Genomic DNA, 13,582 nt, shown 5'->3' with positions numbered 1-13,582 from the left:
ATGGTTTCCTTTGCCCGATCGCCCGTCACTGCCGTCCTCGGGCCAACCAACACCGGCAAGACGCATCTCGCGGTGGAGCGGATGTGCGGCCATTCCAGCGGAATGATGGGCTTTCCCCTGCGGTTGCTGGCGCGCGAAGTCTATGACCGGGTCGTCGCGATCAAGGGCGAAAAGCTGGTGGCGCTTGTCACGGGCGAAGAGAAAATCATTCCGCCTGGCGCACGCTATTTCCTCTGCACGGCCGAATCCATGCCCATTTCCGGCAGCCGTGGAGCCGGCGCTAAGGAGGATTTCGCTTTCGTGGCGCTGGATGAGGCGCAACTGGGCGCGGACCCTGAACGCGGGCATATTTTCACCGACCGATTGCTGCGCGCGCGCGGTCGGGAAGAAACGATGATCCTGGGGTCGGCCAGCATCAGCCGGGTCGTCAAGGCCCTGATCCCGGACGTGGACATCATCAGCCGCCCGCGTTTTTCGACTTTGAGCTATGCGGGCGCGAAAAAATTATCCCGCCTGCCCCGCCGGTCCGCCATCGTCGCCTTTTCTGCCGAAGAGGTCTACGCCGTCGCCGAAATGCTGCGCCGCTTTCGCGGTGGTGCGGCCGTTGTCATGGGCGCATTGTCGCCCCGCACGCGAAACGCGCAGGTACAGATGTTTCTGAATGGCGACGTCGATTATCTGGTGGCGACCGATGCGATCGGCATGGGATTGAACCTGGATGTGGCGCATGTGGCCTTTGCCTCGCTGCGCAAGTTCGATGGACGGCGAAGCCGACGTCTGACGGTCAGCGAAATGGCGCAGATTGCCGGACGCGCCGGCCGCCATCACAAGGATGGCACATTCGGCAGCCTGGGGCACGAAGATGGCGACGCGGCCTTCACCCCGGAGGAAATAGACGCGATCGAGGCGCATCATTTTCCAGCGGTCGATCACCTCTTCTGGCGCAACGGAACGCCGCGCACGGACCGGCTAGACCATCTGCTGTCCGATCTGGAGCAGAAGCCCGAGCGCCCCGAACTGCGCGCCGCGCCCGAAGCGGTCGACCTTGCCGTTTTGCGACGGCTGGCGGATGATCCGACCGTCATCGAGCGCGCGCGGGGCAAGCGCCAGGTCGAACGGCTGTGGGCGGCCTGCGGCCTGCCCGATTTCCAGAAGCTGGGGGCGGATCATCATGCCCGGTTGGTATCGCGTATCTGGCGTTTCCTGTCAGAAGGCAGCGGCCACATTCCGCGCGACTGGTTCGCGCAACAGGTCGCGCGGCTCGATTCGGTGCAGGGCGACATCGACATATTGTCCGGCCGGATCGCGGCGGCCCGCACCTGGTCCTACATCGCGCACCGCGCCGACTGGCTGGCCCACCCCTCTGAAATGGCCGAGCGCACCCGCGCGCTGGAGGAGAAACTGTCCGATGCGCTCCACGCGGCGCTGACGCAGCGTTTCGTTGATCGAAGAACGTCCGTACTGTTGCGCGACATCGGGCAGAATGCGAGCAATCTGCCCGTTACGGTGGAGAGTGACGGCAGCGTCTGCGTCGATGGGGAAATGATCGGACGACTTGACGGCTTCCGATTCTCGGTCGATCCCGCTACGCGGCATCAGGACCGAAAGATGCTGTTGGCGGCCGCGGAACGGCGCCTTGGAAAGGTATTGCGAGTGAAGGCTGACGAACTGATCGCTGCGACGGATGCGGATTTTGCCCTGCTGGACGAGGCGGGGCAGGCCCCCGGCATTGCCTGGGGTGAAACGCCGGTAGCGATCCTGATGGCCGGCACGACATTGCTAACGCCGGAAATTCGGCTTGATCGCGCTCTTTTGGCGTTGGGCCAGGATGTGCAGAAGCAGATCACCGCGCGACTGTCCACATGGTTCGACGGGCAAAAGCAGAAGCATCTGCTGCCGCTCGTCAAGATGAACGAAAGCGCCGCCGATCCGCAGGTGCCCGCCGTGGTGCGAGCGGTATTTGCGCAACTGGGCGATGCCGGCGGCGTCGTGGCGCGAACTGATCTCGATTCGGCGCTGGGGCATCTAGACAAGGAACAGCGGCATCTGCTGCGCAAGGCCGGCATCGATATCGGTGTTCTCGACATCTATCATCCCGGCCTGCTGAAGCCGGGCGCGGCGCGTTGGCGTTCGGCGCTGCTGGCGGCGCGAATCGCCAAACCCTGCCTGCCGCTGCCGGGGCCAGGGCTGACGCTGATCCCCGCTGGCGAACGTCCCGCGCAGATGGGCGCGCGCATCGCGGGCTTTCGTGGGTTTGGCGACCAGATGCTGCGCATCGACATGGCCGAACGCATGGCGCGCACCGCGCATGAGACCATCGCCAGGAATGAGGCCTTCACGGCGCTCAGCCCGCAGATCGTGTCGCTGGGCCTGAGCGAAGACTCCTTCCTGCAATTGATGCGGGCGGCAGGCTTCCGCCCGGTCGATGCGCCGCCTGCTCCGCCGGTCGAGGACGGGGCGGAGGCGGTCGCGCCCGTCCCGGCCGCGAATTGGGCATTCAAGGGCCGGCAGAAAGCGCGGAGCGACAGGCCGCAGACCCAGCGCGGGCGGGGAGGAAAGCCGGGTGGCGGCAAGCCGCAGCGAGGCGACGGACAGCGCCCGTCCAACAATGGCGGAGGCGCCAGTCCCGCGCCGGTCAATAACGCCTTTGCGGGCCTTGCCGACCTGCTGGGCCGCAATGGCTGACGCGAGCGCAGGCGCCGGTCATGGCCCGAGCTTGCGTATCGACAAATATCTCTGGTTCGTGCGCCTGTCGAAAAGCCGGTCGATCGCGCAAAAGCTAGCCGAAGACGGGCATATGCGCCTGAATGGCCGGCGGATCGACCGCGCTCATGCCCCGGTAAGGGCGGGCGACCTCATCACCTTTCCGCATATCGGCGGCGTGCGCGTCGTGCGCGTACTCGCCCTGCCCGTCCGGCGCGGACCTGCCCCCGAAGCACAATCCTGTTATGAGGAACTGACCATCGGGGGCTAAGGGATCAGCCCGGCGCACTATCCCAGGATGAAGTCGACGCCGGCCTGCGCGTGGATGCTGGTGCAGTCGTAGATGGGCAGGACATTCGCCCTGACATCGACGATCATCTCCAATTCGGTGCAGGCCAGCACGACGGCCTGCACATCCTGTTTGGCAATGTCCGTCAGTTCCGACTTCATGAAACGCTGAGATTCCCGGTTGATCTTGCCTAGCGTCAGTTCCTCGTAGAAGATGCGATCCACCTGCTCCGCCAGCGCCATGTCCGGCGGCAGAAGCGACACGCCATGCGCCACCAAGCGCTGACGATAGAATTTCTCGGTCATGACCCGGCGTGTGCCGATGAGCGCGGCCTTCTCGACCCCGTCGGCCTGCATCGCTTTTCCGACCTCTTCGGCGATGTGAAGGATCGGGATAGAGACGGCCGCCTGTACCTGGTCATAGACCCGGTGCATGGAATTGGCGCAGATGAGCAACGCGCCTGCCCCCGCCCCTTCCAGGCGGCGGGCCGCGTCGATCAATTGCGTGGCCGCGCAGTCCCAGTCGTCGTCGCTGACGCAACTGGCCACCGCTGCGAAATCGAGGCTTTCGATTAGCAGCTGCGCGCTGTGCTGTCCGCCCAATTTGCGCTGAACCAGCTTGTTGATGATCTCATAATAGCGAGCGGTCGACGTCCAGCTAAGGCCGCCGACAAGGCCGAGCTTGCGCATGATGTTCGCTGTCTCCCCCGATTTGGCATGTGACAGCACAGGGTTAGGGGAAGCCACCGCAGCCGGTCAAAGGCTTAATCGCCCCTGGCACGAACGGGCATGGCGCAAAGGGTGAAGCCGCCGGCGCCGACGATGGTGGCGATGACCGCCATGCCGGGTTCATTGAGCAGCAGGGCGATCGCCAGACCGCCCCAGCCGGCAAGGCCCGCCAGTGCAGCGAGCCATCGCTCAACCCCTCGCCTTCCCCCAGACACTGCCCTGCACAGTGGCGCTGCCGCAATCGCCATGGCGGCTCCGATCAGTTCGGCACCTGTCAGCAGCCACCAACTCAAGGACGCCAGCGTGGCGTCATCAGGCCGGAGAATGTCGAAGGCGATAGGATTGCGATCAATGGCGAGCGCTGTCAGCAGCAGGCACAGGCCAATGGGAAGCAGGAGCAGAGCCAATATTGGCAGGACGGACCGGATGGTCGGCCAGCGGACGACCAGATAGCCGATCCCCGCCCCCAGCGCGGCGAGGCTGACCATTTCCGGCAGGTTTACCACATCATGGGTGTAGAGGCTGGCGCCGATCGCCAGCGCCATTCCCCCAATCCCCAGCCGCAGCGCGAGCTCCGATCTTGATCTGACCAGACCCAGGAGCATCAGCAGCGCGGAGCCGACCCAGGCGATTGCCGCAACCCCTGATAACGCCGTCAACCGGCATCCTCCCCGGATCGGGACAATCGCTCCAGCAATCCGAAACCAGCGACCAGCGCGATGCTGCCCAGCAAAATCGCCAGCAGGCCAAGCAGGCGCGCGCCGGCGCCCCCAACCTCCGCAGCGACGATCAGCGCGCCCATGACCGGGAAAGCCGCCAAGGCGCACAATAGGTCTAGGACCGGACGGCTATGGCGCCGGGCCGCAGCCCGCGTCCCCAGAACGGTAAGCAGGGCCACCGTCGGCAACAGGACGGCGAGCGCCGTTGCATGGGTCATGAAGACACGTCGTTTCTGACGGAAGGACCGTCGAAGGGCGTCACGTCGCGATCAGCAGCACCACCAAGGCCGCGACGCCCACGCTGGCGATCGTACCCCATTTCATCAGCCCGACGAAGCTGTGATAGGTCTGGTTCGCGCTTTTCATATTGCCGTTCGACGCCATGCCATGTCCCCTTCCTGATGCAGTTGACCCGTCCTTATCCCGTCCCCGCGCGCCCCTCAATCCTCCAGACAGAAAATCCACGCGGTTAAGTGTGCCTTTACCGCAGGCAGCTAGGGTCCAACGCCTGATCAAGACAAGCGGATCATGACAAGGGGTTGGAATGGCACGCGACGGCGTACCCATAATGATGCTGATCGACGACGAACCGGCCCAGCGCCGGCTCGTTTCGGCCCTCGCCTCGCGCGCGGGATGGCGCACCATTTTCGCGGCCGATGCGGAAGCGGCGCTAGCAATGCTGGGGACGCAGGACGGCATGTTGCTGGACGCGGTCATTCTGGACCAATGGAGCCCGGACTATGAGCCGTCCGGCCTGATCCGCGATTTGCGCGCGCAGCGGCCCGCCCTGCCGATCCTCGTTCTGACGGCGCATAATAATGTGGCGGTGGCGGTAGAGGCGATGCGCGCGGGCGCAAGCGACTATCTGTCGAAACCGATCGCGCCCGAACGCCTGCTTGCCGCGCTCAATGCCACGCTGGCAGACGGGGCGGCGGCGGGAGAATTGCGGCCGTTGACGGAAAAGATCACCGCGCCGCTTTCCTTTGAGGATGTGGTCGGCTCCGCACCGCAATTCCGCGCCGCTCTCGCGATTGCCGCCAAGGCAGCACGAGCGCGCGTCCCCGTGCTGATCGAAGGCGAAAGCGGGGTCGGCAAGGACGTTATCGCCCGTGCGGTGCACGCCGCGTCGCCGCGCCACAAACAGGCGATGGTGACGGTCAATTGCGGGGCCATTCCCGCCAACCTGGTCGAATCAGAACTGTTTGGACATGAACGCGGCGCTTTTACCGGAGCGTTCGACCGCCATGTCGGCAAGTTCGTCTCCGCCGACATGGGCACAATCTTTCTGGATGAAGTGAGCGAAATGCCGCTCGACGCTCAGGTCAAGCTGCTGCGGGTGCTGCAGGATGGCGAGGTGCAGCCGATCGGCGCACGCCGGCCGATCCACGTCGACGTGCGCGTCATCGCCGCGACCAACAAGCGGCTGAGCGAGGAAATCGAAGCGGGCCGATTCCGGGAGGATCTTTATTATCGGCTGAATGTCGTTCAATTGACCGTGCCGCCCCTGCGCGAACGGATGGGCGACATTCCCGCGCTATGCCGGCATTTGCTCGCCCGCATCGCAGGGCAACCGGGGCTTCGCAGCCTGGGCCTGACGGACGATGCCCTGTCGCTGCTGATGCAGCATCCCTGGCCCGGCAATGTGCGCCAGTTGCAAAATGCCCTCTTCCGCGCGGCGGTCCTGTGCGATGGCGACGCGCTGACGCCCCAGGATTTTCCGCAGATCGCAGCGCAGATTCGTGCTGGCGATGGAATCGGGCGGTTGACGCCACAGGTACGTTCGATCAGCCAGCCGCATCGTGAAGGCGCGGGCATCACCCTGTTCGAACTGGACGGGCATGTCCGCCAGCTGGCGGAGATCGAAGCCGACGTGATCCGGCTGGCCATCGGCCATTATCGCGGACGCATGACGGAGGTGGCGCGAAGGCTGGGCATCGGTAGATCCACCCTCTATCGCAAGCTTGCCGAACTGGGCATTGATAGCGCCGCCTGAACCGGCCGTCGTCCGCTCCTTCCCTGCGGCGTTGAAATCCGCGCGTGGCTATGCTTTGGACGCAGGATGAAACATGCTCCGCTCATCGCCTGCCTGCCCATCCTCCTGCTCGCCGCCTGCGGCCGGACCGAGCCGGTCGCCGACATGCCGAGCCAGGAGGAACTGGCCGCGGCCGCCAATGCCGCGGCCGCCAACGCGCTCGAAAGCCAGCAGGCCGACGACAGCGCGGACAGCCGCAATTATGTGAACCTGGATCGCGGCTTTTCCGTCACCCTTCCAGAAGGCTGGGTGATGGACAAGGGCGCGAGCAATGACGATGGCATCGTTTATGAAGATCCGGGTGCGGGCGCCGACGTGCGCGTCTTCTGGCAGAAAAACGAGGGTGACGAGACGCTGCAGCAGACGGTCGAAGCGCTCAACAGCAGCGCCGAAGGCGTCGATGGCGATTTTGTCGGCGACAATGAATATCGCGGCACAGCCAATGATGGCGAAGGCAATAATGTCGCCGTCCGCCTGTTGCGGCAACCGGGCGGCGCGATCGTTACGGCGACCTTCGTCTATCCCGAAATGCTGAGCGAACAATATCAGGGCATTGCCGAAAAGCTGCTGGACAGCCTGCGCGTCTTTGCGCCGCGCGGCGCGAGCGATGAAACCCAAATGCCGGCTACCGCAGCCAACGCCGCCCAGCCCTCCTGACCCGGTTCAAGGCGCCGGGCGCAACACCCGCTCTTCCGTCAGTGTCCGCGTGCCGACGGTCAGCGTCCGAACCTGTCGCGTGACAAGCCCGGTCACTGGCGAGACTTTATAGTCCATCCGAACGTCCACGCCCGGCCCGGTCAAGGTTTCGCTCAGGGAAAGCCCGTCTGTTGCTCGGCCTTTCAAGGTCAGGATCCCCTCGACCGGCACGGGGCGACCCAGGGGTGATCCTGCCATCGTCTTGACGCCCCTTCCATCCGCGCCATCTTCCACCTCGCTGCCGGCAAAGAGGAGCAAAGGCTGATATTCCCCGGCCAGCAGGGCAAGCCGTCCTTCGCGCGACAATCCGTCGAACAAGGTCTTGACGCCTTGCGCGGCGCGATGGCGTGGCGTGTCAGGTCCAAACTGCGCCATCATCATGTCCAGCCCATGCTCTACGGCGGACCACACGGCTTCGTCATCGTCGAGGCTGACAATCTTTCCCTGGGGGTCCAGGTGAAAGCGCATCTCCACCCCGATGAGCGGTGTCAGGGCGGCGCGAAAGGAGGCTGCGGCGGCATCGGTCGCATCGCTGTCGAGCGAACGCAGAACCGCGTTTAGCTGATAGCCGTCGCCCGCGCGTTCAAATCGCACCGTGCGATGCGCGCTGAACCGGCTGTCCTGTCCTGCAATGGGCCGATGTTGGTCAATGTCGTAGGCCAGGTCCTGACCGACAGGCGGCGTGAAGGGGATGGCGATCCGTTCCGCCGCCGCCGGGTGCGCGATGGCGGCCAGAAGGAAGGCCGCAAGCCCGCCAAGCGACTTCACGCGCGCGTCTGCCCCGATGCGTGCGCTGCCCAGGTCGCCGCCGCGACGACGATCGCGCCTACGGCCTGATGCAGCACCGCGAGCGGCAGGGCGATCCCTGTGACAACGGTCGCGATGCCGAGCAATATCTGCGTTCCGACGGCAGCGTTCAGCGCGATCGAGGCGCCGCGGCATCTCGCCGACTTCGCGCGGCGCGCCAGCAGCACCAGCATGCCCGCAGCGATCCAGGCCCACCAGCGATGGAAGAAATGGACGAGATAGGGGTCAGAAGACAGCGTCGCCCAGACAGATCCCGACCAATCGATGCCCTGCGGCACCAGATGATCGTTCATGAGCGGCCAGGTGCTCGAGACATAGCCCGCGTCCAGCCCGGCCGTGAAAGCACCGAACATGAGTTGCACGCCAAGCGCCACCAGCGCCGCAAGGGCAAAGGGCCGCAGGCGCGCCGGCCGGGCGGCAGGGTGCCGCGCCAGGGCGCGCAGGTCGAGCGCGGTCCAGATCAACCCGCCCATGATGAACAGCGCGGTCAGCAAATGCACCGCCAGCCGATAATGGCTGACGTCGGTGCGCACGGACAGGCCCGACGTCACCATCCACCAGCCGATCGCGCCCTGCAATCCGCCAAGCGCCAGCAGCGCCACCAGACGCCAGCCATAGCCGGCCGGTATCATGCGTTTCCACGCAAACCAGAGCATTGGCACCGCGAAGGCAATGCCGATCACGCGGCCAAGCAGGCGGTGCACCCATTCCCAGAAAAAGATGAACTGGAACTGCGACAGGGACATGCCGCGATTGATTTCCTGATATTCGGGAATCTGCTGATACAGGCGAAACGCCTCCATCCACTGGGCATGCGTCAGGGGCGGAATGGCGCCGGTGATTGGCTTCCATTGCGTGATGGACAGGCCTGATTCGGTCAGGCGCGTGATACCGCCCACCACCACCATGCAAAAAACGAGTACCGCGACCACTACCAACCATCTGGCAATGGCGCGCGGCGCCGAATGGTGATCCATGATTGTCATGGCGCGATCCTTGCGCCCAACCCTGGCGCAATTCAAGGCTGGTCTGTTCAACCAATTGCCAGGGCCAAACGCCATCGTTTGAGCAAGAATTACTGTTCTATTTTCGGTTGCCCTTGATATCGTATTTGTCTGAGTATATAAGTCGGCCAAGCGCGAAAAAAGCGCCTCTTCTCTTTTCAGGATGCCTTCATGAGCGATTCGTCCAAGTCCGCCCCAAAGCTGCGCAGCCGTGCCTGGTTCGACAACCCCGACAATATCGACATGACGTCGCTCTATCTTGAGCGGTACCTGAATTATGGCCTGTCGCTGGAGGAATTGCGCAGCGGCAAGCCCATCATCGGCATCGCCCAGACCGGCAGCGACCTGTCGCCCTGCAACCGCCACCATATCGTGCTGGCCGAACGCATGCGGGAGGGCATCCGCGAAATGGGCGGCATCGCCATCGAATTTCCCGTCCACCCGATTCAGGAAACCGGCAAGCGTCCGACCGCCGGGCTTGATCGCAACCTGACCTATTTGGGCCTGGTCGAGGCCCTGTATGGCTACCCCCTCGATGGCGTCATTCTGACGACAGGGTGCGACAAAACGACGCCCGCGCTGCTGATGGCGGCCGCGACCGTCAACATCCCGGCGATCGCCCTGTCCGTGGGGCCGATGCTCAATGGCTGGCACAAGGGCGAGCGAACGGGTTCGGGTACGATCGTCTGGCATGGCCGCCAGTTGCTTGCAGCGGGCAAGATCGACGACGAAGGCTTTATCAAGCTGGTCGCCTCCTCCGCTCCGTCCACAGGCTTCTGCAACACCATGGGCACCGCCAGCACCATGAACGCACTGGCCGAAGCGCTGGGCATGATGCTGCCCGGCAGCGCGGCGATCCCTGCGCCCTATCGCGATCGTCAGGAGGCCGCCTATCATACCGGCAAGCGCATCGTGGCGATGGTGCATGAGGATTTGAAGCCTTCCGACATCATGACGCTGGACGCTTTCCACAATGCCATCGTCGCCAATTCGGCGATCGGCGGATCGACCAATGCGCCCATCCACCTGACCGCGATCGCGCGGCATATGGGCGTGGACCTGCCGCTCAAGGATTGGGAGACGGTCGGCCACAAGGTGCCGTTGCTGGTGAACATGCAACCGGCCGGCGAATATCTGGGCGAGGATTATTATCGCGCCGGCGGCTTGCCTGCCGTGATCGGCCAGTTGATCGAGCAAGGGCTGATCCGCGAAAATGCCATGACCGTCAATGGCAAGACCATGGGCGAAAATTGCCGCGGCGTTCAGATTGAGGATGAAAAGGTCATTCGGCCCTTCCATCAGCCGCTCAAGGAAGAAGCGGGCTTCCTGGTCCTGTCGGGCAATCTGTTCGACGCGGCGGTCATGAAGACCAGCGTCATCAGCGAGGAGTTTCGCCAGCGTTATTTGTCCAACCCCGACGATCCCGAAGCCTTTGAGGGGCCCGCGATCGTGTTCGATGGTCCGGAGGATTACCACCATCGCATCGACGATCCGGCGACCGGCATCACGCCCGATACGCTGCTCTTCATGCGCGGGGCGGGGCCGATCGGCTATCCGGGCGCGGCCGAGGTGGTGAACATGCGCCCGCCCGCCTATCTCATCACCGAAGGCGTGTCGGCGCTGCCCTGCATTGGCGATGGTCGCCAGTCGGGCACATCGGGAAGCCCCTCCATCCTCAACGCCTCGCCTGAAGCGGCGGCGATGGGCGGCCTGGCGCTGCTCAAGGATGGGGACCGGGTGCGGATGGACCTGAAAAGCGGGACGGTGAATGTCCTGATTTCCGACGAGGAACTGGAAGCGCGCCGCGCCAAGCTGGCGGCCGAGGGCGGCTATCCCTACCCCGCCTCGCAAACCCCGTGGCAGGAAATCCAGCGCTCGGTCGTTGGCCAGATGAACACCGGCGCCATCCTGGAAGGCGCGGAAAAATATCAGCGGATTGCCCAGACCAAGGGGCTGCCCCGCGACAACCATTAAGCATTGAAAGCGGTCTGGCGGCTTTCCATCTCCGCCGCCATCCCCGCAACCCCATTCGCGTCGCGATCGCCAAACCATACTGGCGACGCAATTGACCAGCAGCCCCCCTCTTCAAGGAGACAGCCATGTTCAACGGAGCCATCCTCATCGGTGCGAGCGAGCGCACCGGCGGCCAGCCTTTCCATGCGATCAACCCGGCGACAGGCGAAAAGGGCGACGTCGCCTTTTCCAGCGCCATGCCTGCTGAGGTCGAGCAAGCCACGAAGCTGGCCGACGAAGCCTTTGAAAGCTTTTCCACCCTGTCCCCCGATGCCCGCGCCACCTTCCTGGAAAGCGTGGCGGACAATATCATGGGCATCGGCGACCTGCTGATCGAAACCGCGATGGCAGAATCCGGCCTGCCGCGCGCGCGCCTGGAGGGTGAGCGCGGCCGGACCGTTGGCCAGTTGCGCCTGTTTGCCTCCTATGTCCGCCTGGGCGACTGGCTCGACGCCACGATCGACCGCGCCATGCCGGACCGCGCGCCCCTGCCCCGCGCCGACCTGCGCCGCGTCAATCATTCGGTCGGCCCGGTCGCCGTGTTCGGCGCGTCTAACTTCCCCCTCGCTTTCTCGGTCGCAGGGGGCGACACCGCAGCGGCCTTCGCGGCCGGTTCCCCCGTCGTGGTCAAGGGGCATAGCGCCCATCCCGGCACCGGCGAACTGGTCGCGCGCGCCATTCAGGCGGCAGTGAAAAGCTGTGGCCTGCATGAAGGCGTCTTTTCCTACCTGCCGGGCGCAGATCGCGCGCTTGGCGGCGCTCTGGTCGCTGATCCGCGCATCAAGGCGGTCGGCTTTACCGGATCGCGTGGCGGCGGCACGGCGCTGATGAAGATTGCCGCCGAACGGCCCGAGCCGATCCCGGTCTATGCCGAAATGTCGTCGATCAACCCCGTCGTGCTGCTGCCCGGCGCGCTGGCCGATCGCGCCGAAGCCATGGGCGCCGCCTTTGTCGGTTCGCTGACCATGGGTTCGGGCCAGTTCTGCACCAATCCCGGCCTGGTCATCGCGCTCGACGGCCCGGATCTCGATACGTTCGTGGCGTCGGCCGCCGCCGCCATGTCGGGCGCAGCGCCGCAGGTCATGCTGACGCCGGGCATCCATGAAGCCTATGAAAAGGGCGTTGCCGCGCTGGCCAGCGCCGATGGCGTCACCACCGTGGCGCGCGGCACCGAGGCTGAAGGCGTCAATCGTGGGCAAGCCGCCTTTTTCGCGACCGACAGCGCGACGTTCCAATCGAACCCGGTTCTGTCAGAGGAAGTGTTCGGCTCCTCCTCCGTCCTCATTCGCTGTTCCAGCATCGAGGAAGTCGTCGCCACGATCGCCGGTCTGGAAGGCCAACTGACCGCCACGCTGCAAATCGGCGAGGGCGATGAGGGGCATGCCGCAACGCTGCTGCCGACGCTGTCACGCAAGGTTGGCCGTATCCTCACCAATGGATGGCCGACCGGCGTCGAAGTGACCCATGCCATGGTGCATGGCGGCCCCTTCCCTTCGACCGCCGATGGCCGATCGACCTCGGTCGGCACACTGGCGATGATGCGCTTCCTGCGTCCCGTCTGTTATCAAGATGTGCCCGATGTGTTGCTGCCTGCCGCGTTGCAGGACGCCAATCCCTGGGGCCTGACGCGCCGCGTCGAAGGCAAGCTGGAAGTGGCTGCCTGATGATCCGGGCAGGTCTCGTCGGCCTGGGCAAGATCGCGCGCGACCAGCATTTGCCGGCGATCGACATGATCGACGGTATCGCGCTGGTCGCGGTCGCCAGCCGCAATGCAAAGGGCGAAGGGGTGCATAATTATCCCGACCTCGGCGCGATGCTGGCCGGGGAGCCGGACCTGGATGCCGTCATCCTGTGCCAGCCGCCGCAGGTCCGCTACGCCGCAGCGCGGCAGGCGCTGCTGGCGGGCAAGCATGTGTTCCTGGAAAAGCCCCCTGGCGCAACCGTGTCGGAAGTGGACGCGCTCATTGCACTGGCGCGCCAGCAGGGCGTCACGCTCTATGCCAGTTGGCACAGCCGCTACGCTGCGGCGGTAGCGCGGGCCAAGGCCTGGATCGCGGAGCGCACGGTCAAACGGATCGACATTCAGTGGCGCGAGGATGTCCGTCACTGGCATCCGGGACAACCCTGGATCTGGGAGGCGGGCGGCTTCGGAGTTTTCGATCCCGGCATCAATGCGCTGTCGATCCTGACCGAAATCGTCGCAGAGCCGATCACCATGCTGTCGGCCTCGCTGGAAGTGCCGTCAAACAAGCAGGCGCCGATCGGCGCGACGCTGGGCATGGCGACGGCGTCGGGCGCGACAATCGATGCTGTGTTCGACTGGCGACAGACCGGCCCGCAGACCTGGGATATCGCGGTCGAGACGGATAAAGGCACCCTGTTGCTGTCGGAAGGCGGCAATATGCTGCGGCTCGATGGCGATGTGCAGGTGAAGGCCCCGGACGAAGAATATCCCACCATGTATCGGCGCTTCGTCGACCTGGTGGCAAGCCGCGCGATCGATGCCGACACCGCGCCGCTGCGATTGGTGGCGGACGCCTTCCTTTGCGGGCGGCATTGTCCTACGGCGGAATTCAAGGATTAACCTAGAA

General features: G+C 64.6%; 13 protein-coding genes. 7 read left to right on the top strand and 6 right to left on the bottom strand.

The window, feature by feature from the left end:
• Positions 1 to 2,685, top strand: a complete 2,685-nt coding sequence (locus SAB01S_RS06205) for a helicase-related protein (protein WP_245646418.1) — start codon at positions 1 to 3, stop codon at positions 2,683 to 2,685.
• Positions 2,678 to 2,974, top strand: coding sequence for an RNA-binding S4 domain-containing protein (locus tag SAB01S_RS06200; protein ID WP_062732222.1), 297 nt, complete (start codon positions 2,678 to 2,680; stop codon positions 2,972 to 2,974). Before SAB01S_RS06205 ends, SAB01S_RS06200 begins: the two co-directional genes overlap by 8 nt.
• A 17-nt stretch (positions 2,975 to 2,991) precedes the next feature.
• Here SAB01S_RS06200 and SAB01S_RS06195 read toward each other — a convergent pair whose 3' ends face one another.
• The 4 genes from SAB01S_RS06195 to SAB01S_RS18595 all read right to left on the bottom strand — a co-directional run bounded on the left by SAB01S_RS06195 (position 2,992) and on the right by SAB01S_RS18595 (position 4,823).
• Positions 2,992 to 3,681, bottom strand: coding sequence for an aspartate/glutamate racemase family protein (locus SAB01S_RS06195; protein WP_062732364.1), 690 nt, complete (start codon positions 3,679 to 3,681; stop codon positions 2,992 to 2,994).
• Between the two features lie 74 nt (positions 3,682 to 3,755).
• Positions 3,756 to 4,265 carry a hypothetical protein gene (locus SAB01S_RS06190; RefSeq protein ID WP_062732221.1) on the bottom strand — a complete coding sequence of 170 codons (510 nt, stop codon included), beginning with the start codon at positions 4,263 to 4,265 and terminating at the stop codon, positions 3,756 to 3,758.
• 110 nt (positions 4,266 to 4,375) lie between these two features.
• The gene (locus SAB01S_RS18415) at positions 4,376 to 4,657 is read right to left on the bottom strand and encodes an NADP transhydrogenase subunit alpha (protein WP_157078287.1); all 282 of its coding nucleotides are present in this window, start codon (positions 4,655 to 4,657) and stop codon (positions 4,376 to 4,378) included.
• A gap of 40 nt (positions 4,658 to 4,697) precedes the next feature.
• Positions 4,698 to 4,823, bottom strand: a complete 126-nt coding sequence (locus SAB01S_RS18595) for an aa3-type cytochrome c oxidase subunit IV (RefSeq protein ID WP_062732220.1) — start codon at positions 4,821 to 4,823, stop codon at positions 4,698 to 4,700.
• A gap of 160 nt (positions 4,824 to 4,983) precedes the next feature.
• On the opposite strand from SAB01S_RS18595, the gene SAB01S_RS06180 reads away from it, so the two are divergent.
• Entirely contained in the window at positions 4,984 to 6,432 is a 1,449-nt protein-coding gene (locus SAB01S_RS06180) for a sigma-54-dependent transcriptional regulator (RefSeq protein ID WP_062732219.1), read from the top strand.
• A 66-nt stretch (positions 6,433 to 6,498) separates the two neighbouring features.
• Positions 6,499 to 7,128 carry a hypothetical protein gene (locus SAB01S_RS06175; RefSeq protein ID WP_062732218.1) on the top strand — a complete coding sequence of 210 codons (630 nt, stop codon included), beginning with the start codon at positions 6,499 to 6,501 and terminating at the stop codon, positions 7,126 to 7,128.
• Between the two features lie 6 nt (positions 7,129 to 7,134).
• Here SAB01S_RS06175 and SAB01S_RS06170 read toward each other — a convergent pair whose 3' ends face one another.
• Positions 7,135 to 7,935, bottom strand: coding sequence for a hypothetical protein (locus SAB01S_RS06170; RefSeq protein WP_062732217.1), 801 nt, complete (start codon positions 7,933 to 7,935; stop codon positions 7,135 to 7,137).
• Positions 7,932 to 8,960 carry a COX15/CtaA family protein gene (locus SAB01S_RS06165; RefSeq protein ID WP_062732216.1) on the bottom strand — a complete coding sequence of 343 codons (1,029 nt, stop codon included), beginning with the start codon at positions 8,958 to 8,960 and terminating at the stop codon, positions 7,932 to 7,934. The genes SAB01S_RS06170 and SAB01S_RS06165 overlap by 4 nt, the downstream gene beginning before the upstream one ends.
• Before the next feature lie 189 nt (positions 8,961 to 9,149).
• On the opposite strand from SAB01S_RS06165, the gene SAB01S_RS06160 reads away from it, so the two are divergent.
• The 3 genes from SAB01S_RS06160 (at position 9,150) to SAB01S_RS06150 (ending at position 13,575) form a co-directional block, all read left to right on the top strand.
• Positions 9,150 to 10,952: an IlvD/Edd family dehydratase gene (locus SAB01S_RS06160; RefSeq protein ID WP_062732215.1), complete on the top strand. Its 1,803-nt coding sequence runs from the start codon at positions 9,150 to 9,152 to the stop codon at positions 10,950 to 10,952.
• Positions 10,953 to 11,077: 125 nt separating this feature from the next.
• Positions 11,078 to 12,655: an aldehyde dehydrogenase (NADP(+)) gene (locus SAB01S_RS06155; RefSeq protein WP_062732214.1), complete on the top strand. Its 1,578-nt coding sequence runs from the start codon at positions 11,078 to 11,080 to the stop codon at positions 12,653 to 12,655.
• Complete coding sequence (locus SAB01S_RS06150; protein WP_062732363.1) at positions 12,652 to 13,575, top strand: Gfo/Idh/MocA family protein; 924 nt, start codon at positions 12,652 to 12,654, stop codon at positions 13,573 to 13,575. Before SAB01S_RS06155 ends, SAB01S_RS06150 begins: the two co-directional genes overlap by 4 nt.
• The last annotated feature ends 7 nt before the right edge of the window (positions 13,576 to 13,582 follow it).

Source organism: Sphingobium abikonense NBRC 16140 (assembly GCF_001598335.1).
GTDB classification, from domain to species: domain Bacteria; phylum Pseudomonadota; class Alphaproteobacteria; order Sphingomonadales; family Sphingomonadaceae; genus Sphingobium; species Sphingobium abikonense.
This window is presented reverse-complemented; position numbering and strand designations above follow the sequence as displayed.

What these genes read in the sequence shown, in the direction of transcription:
- SAB01S_RS06205 (WP_245646418.1), top strand. Translation starts at nt 1, where the DNA reads ATGGTTTCCTTTGCCCGATCGCCCGTCACTGCCGTCCTCGGGCCAACC.
- SAB01S_RS06200 (WP_062732222.1), top strand. Translation starts at nt 2,678, where the DNA reads ATGGCTGACGCGAGCGCAGGCGCCGGTCATGGCCCGAGCTTGCGTATC.
- SAB01S_RS06195 (WP_062732364.1), bottom strand. Translation starts at nt 3,681, where the DNA reads ATGCGCAAGCTCGGCCTTGTCGGCGGCCTTAGCTGGACGTCGACCGCT.
- SAB01S_RS06190 (WP_062732221.1), bottom strand. Translation starts at nt 4,265, where the DNA reads ATGGCGCTGGCGATCGGCGCCAGCCTCTACACCCATGATGTGGTAAAC.
- SAB01S_RS18415 (WP_157078287.1), bottom strand. Translation starts at nt 4,657, where the DNA reads ATGACCCATGCAACGGCGCTCGCCGTCCTGTTGCCGACGGTGGCCCTG.
- SAB01S_RS18595 (WP_062732220.1), bottom strand. Translation starts at nt 4,823, where the DNA reads ATGGCGTCGAACGGCAATATGAAAAGCGCGAACCAGACCTATCACAGC.
- SAB01S_RS06180 (WP_062732219.1), top strand. Translation starts at nt 4,984, where the DNA reads ATGGCACGCGACGGCGTACCCATAATGATGCTGATCGACGACGAACCG.
- SAB01S_RS06175 (WP_062732218.1), top strand. Translation starts at nt 6,499, where the DNA reads ATGAAACATGCTCCGCTCATCGCCTGCCTGCCCATCCTCCTGCTCGCC.
- SAB01S_RS06165 (WP_062732216.1), bottom strand. Translation starts at nt 8,960, where the DNA reads ATGACAATCATGGATCACCATTCGGCGCCGCGCGCCATTGCCAGATGG.
- SAB01S_RS06160 (WP_062732215.1), top strand. Translation starts at nt 9,150, where the DNA reads ATGAGCGATTCGTCCAAGTCCGCCCCAAAGCTGCGCAGCCGTGCCTGG.
- SAB01S_RS06155 (WP_062732214.1), top strand. Translation starts at nt 11,078, where the DNA reads ATGTTCAACGGAGCCATCCTCATCGGTGCGAGCGAGCGCACCGGCGGC.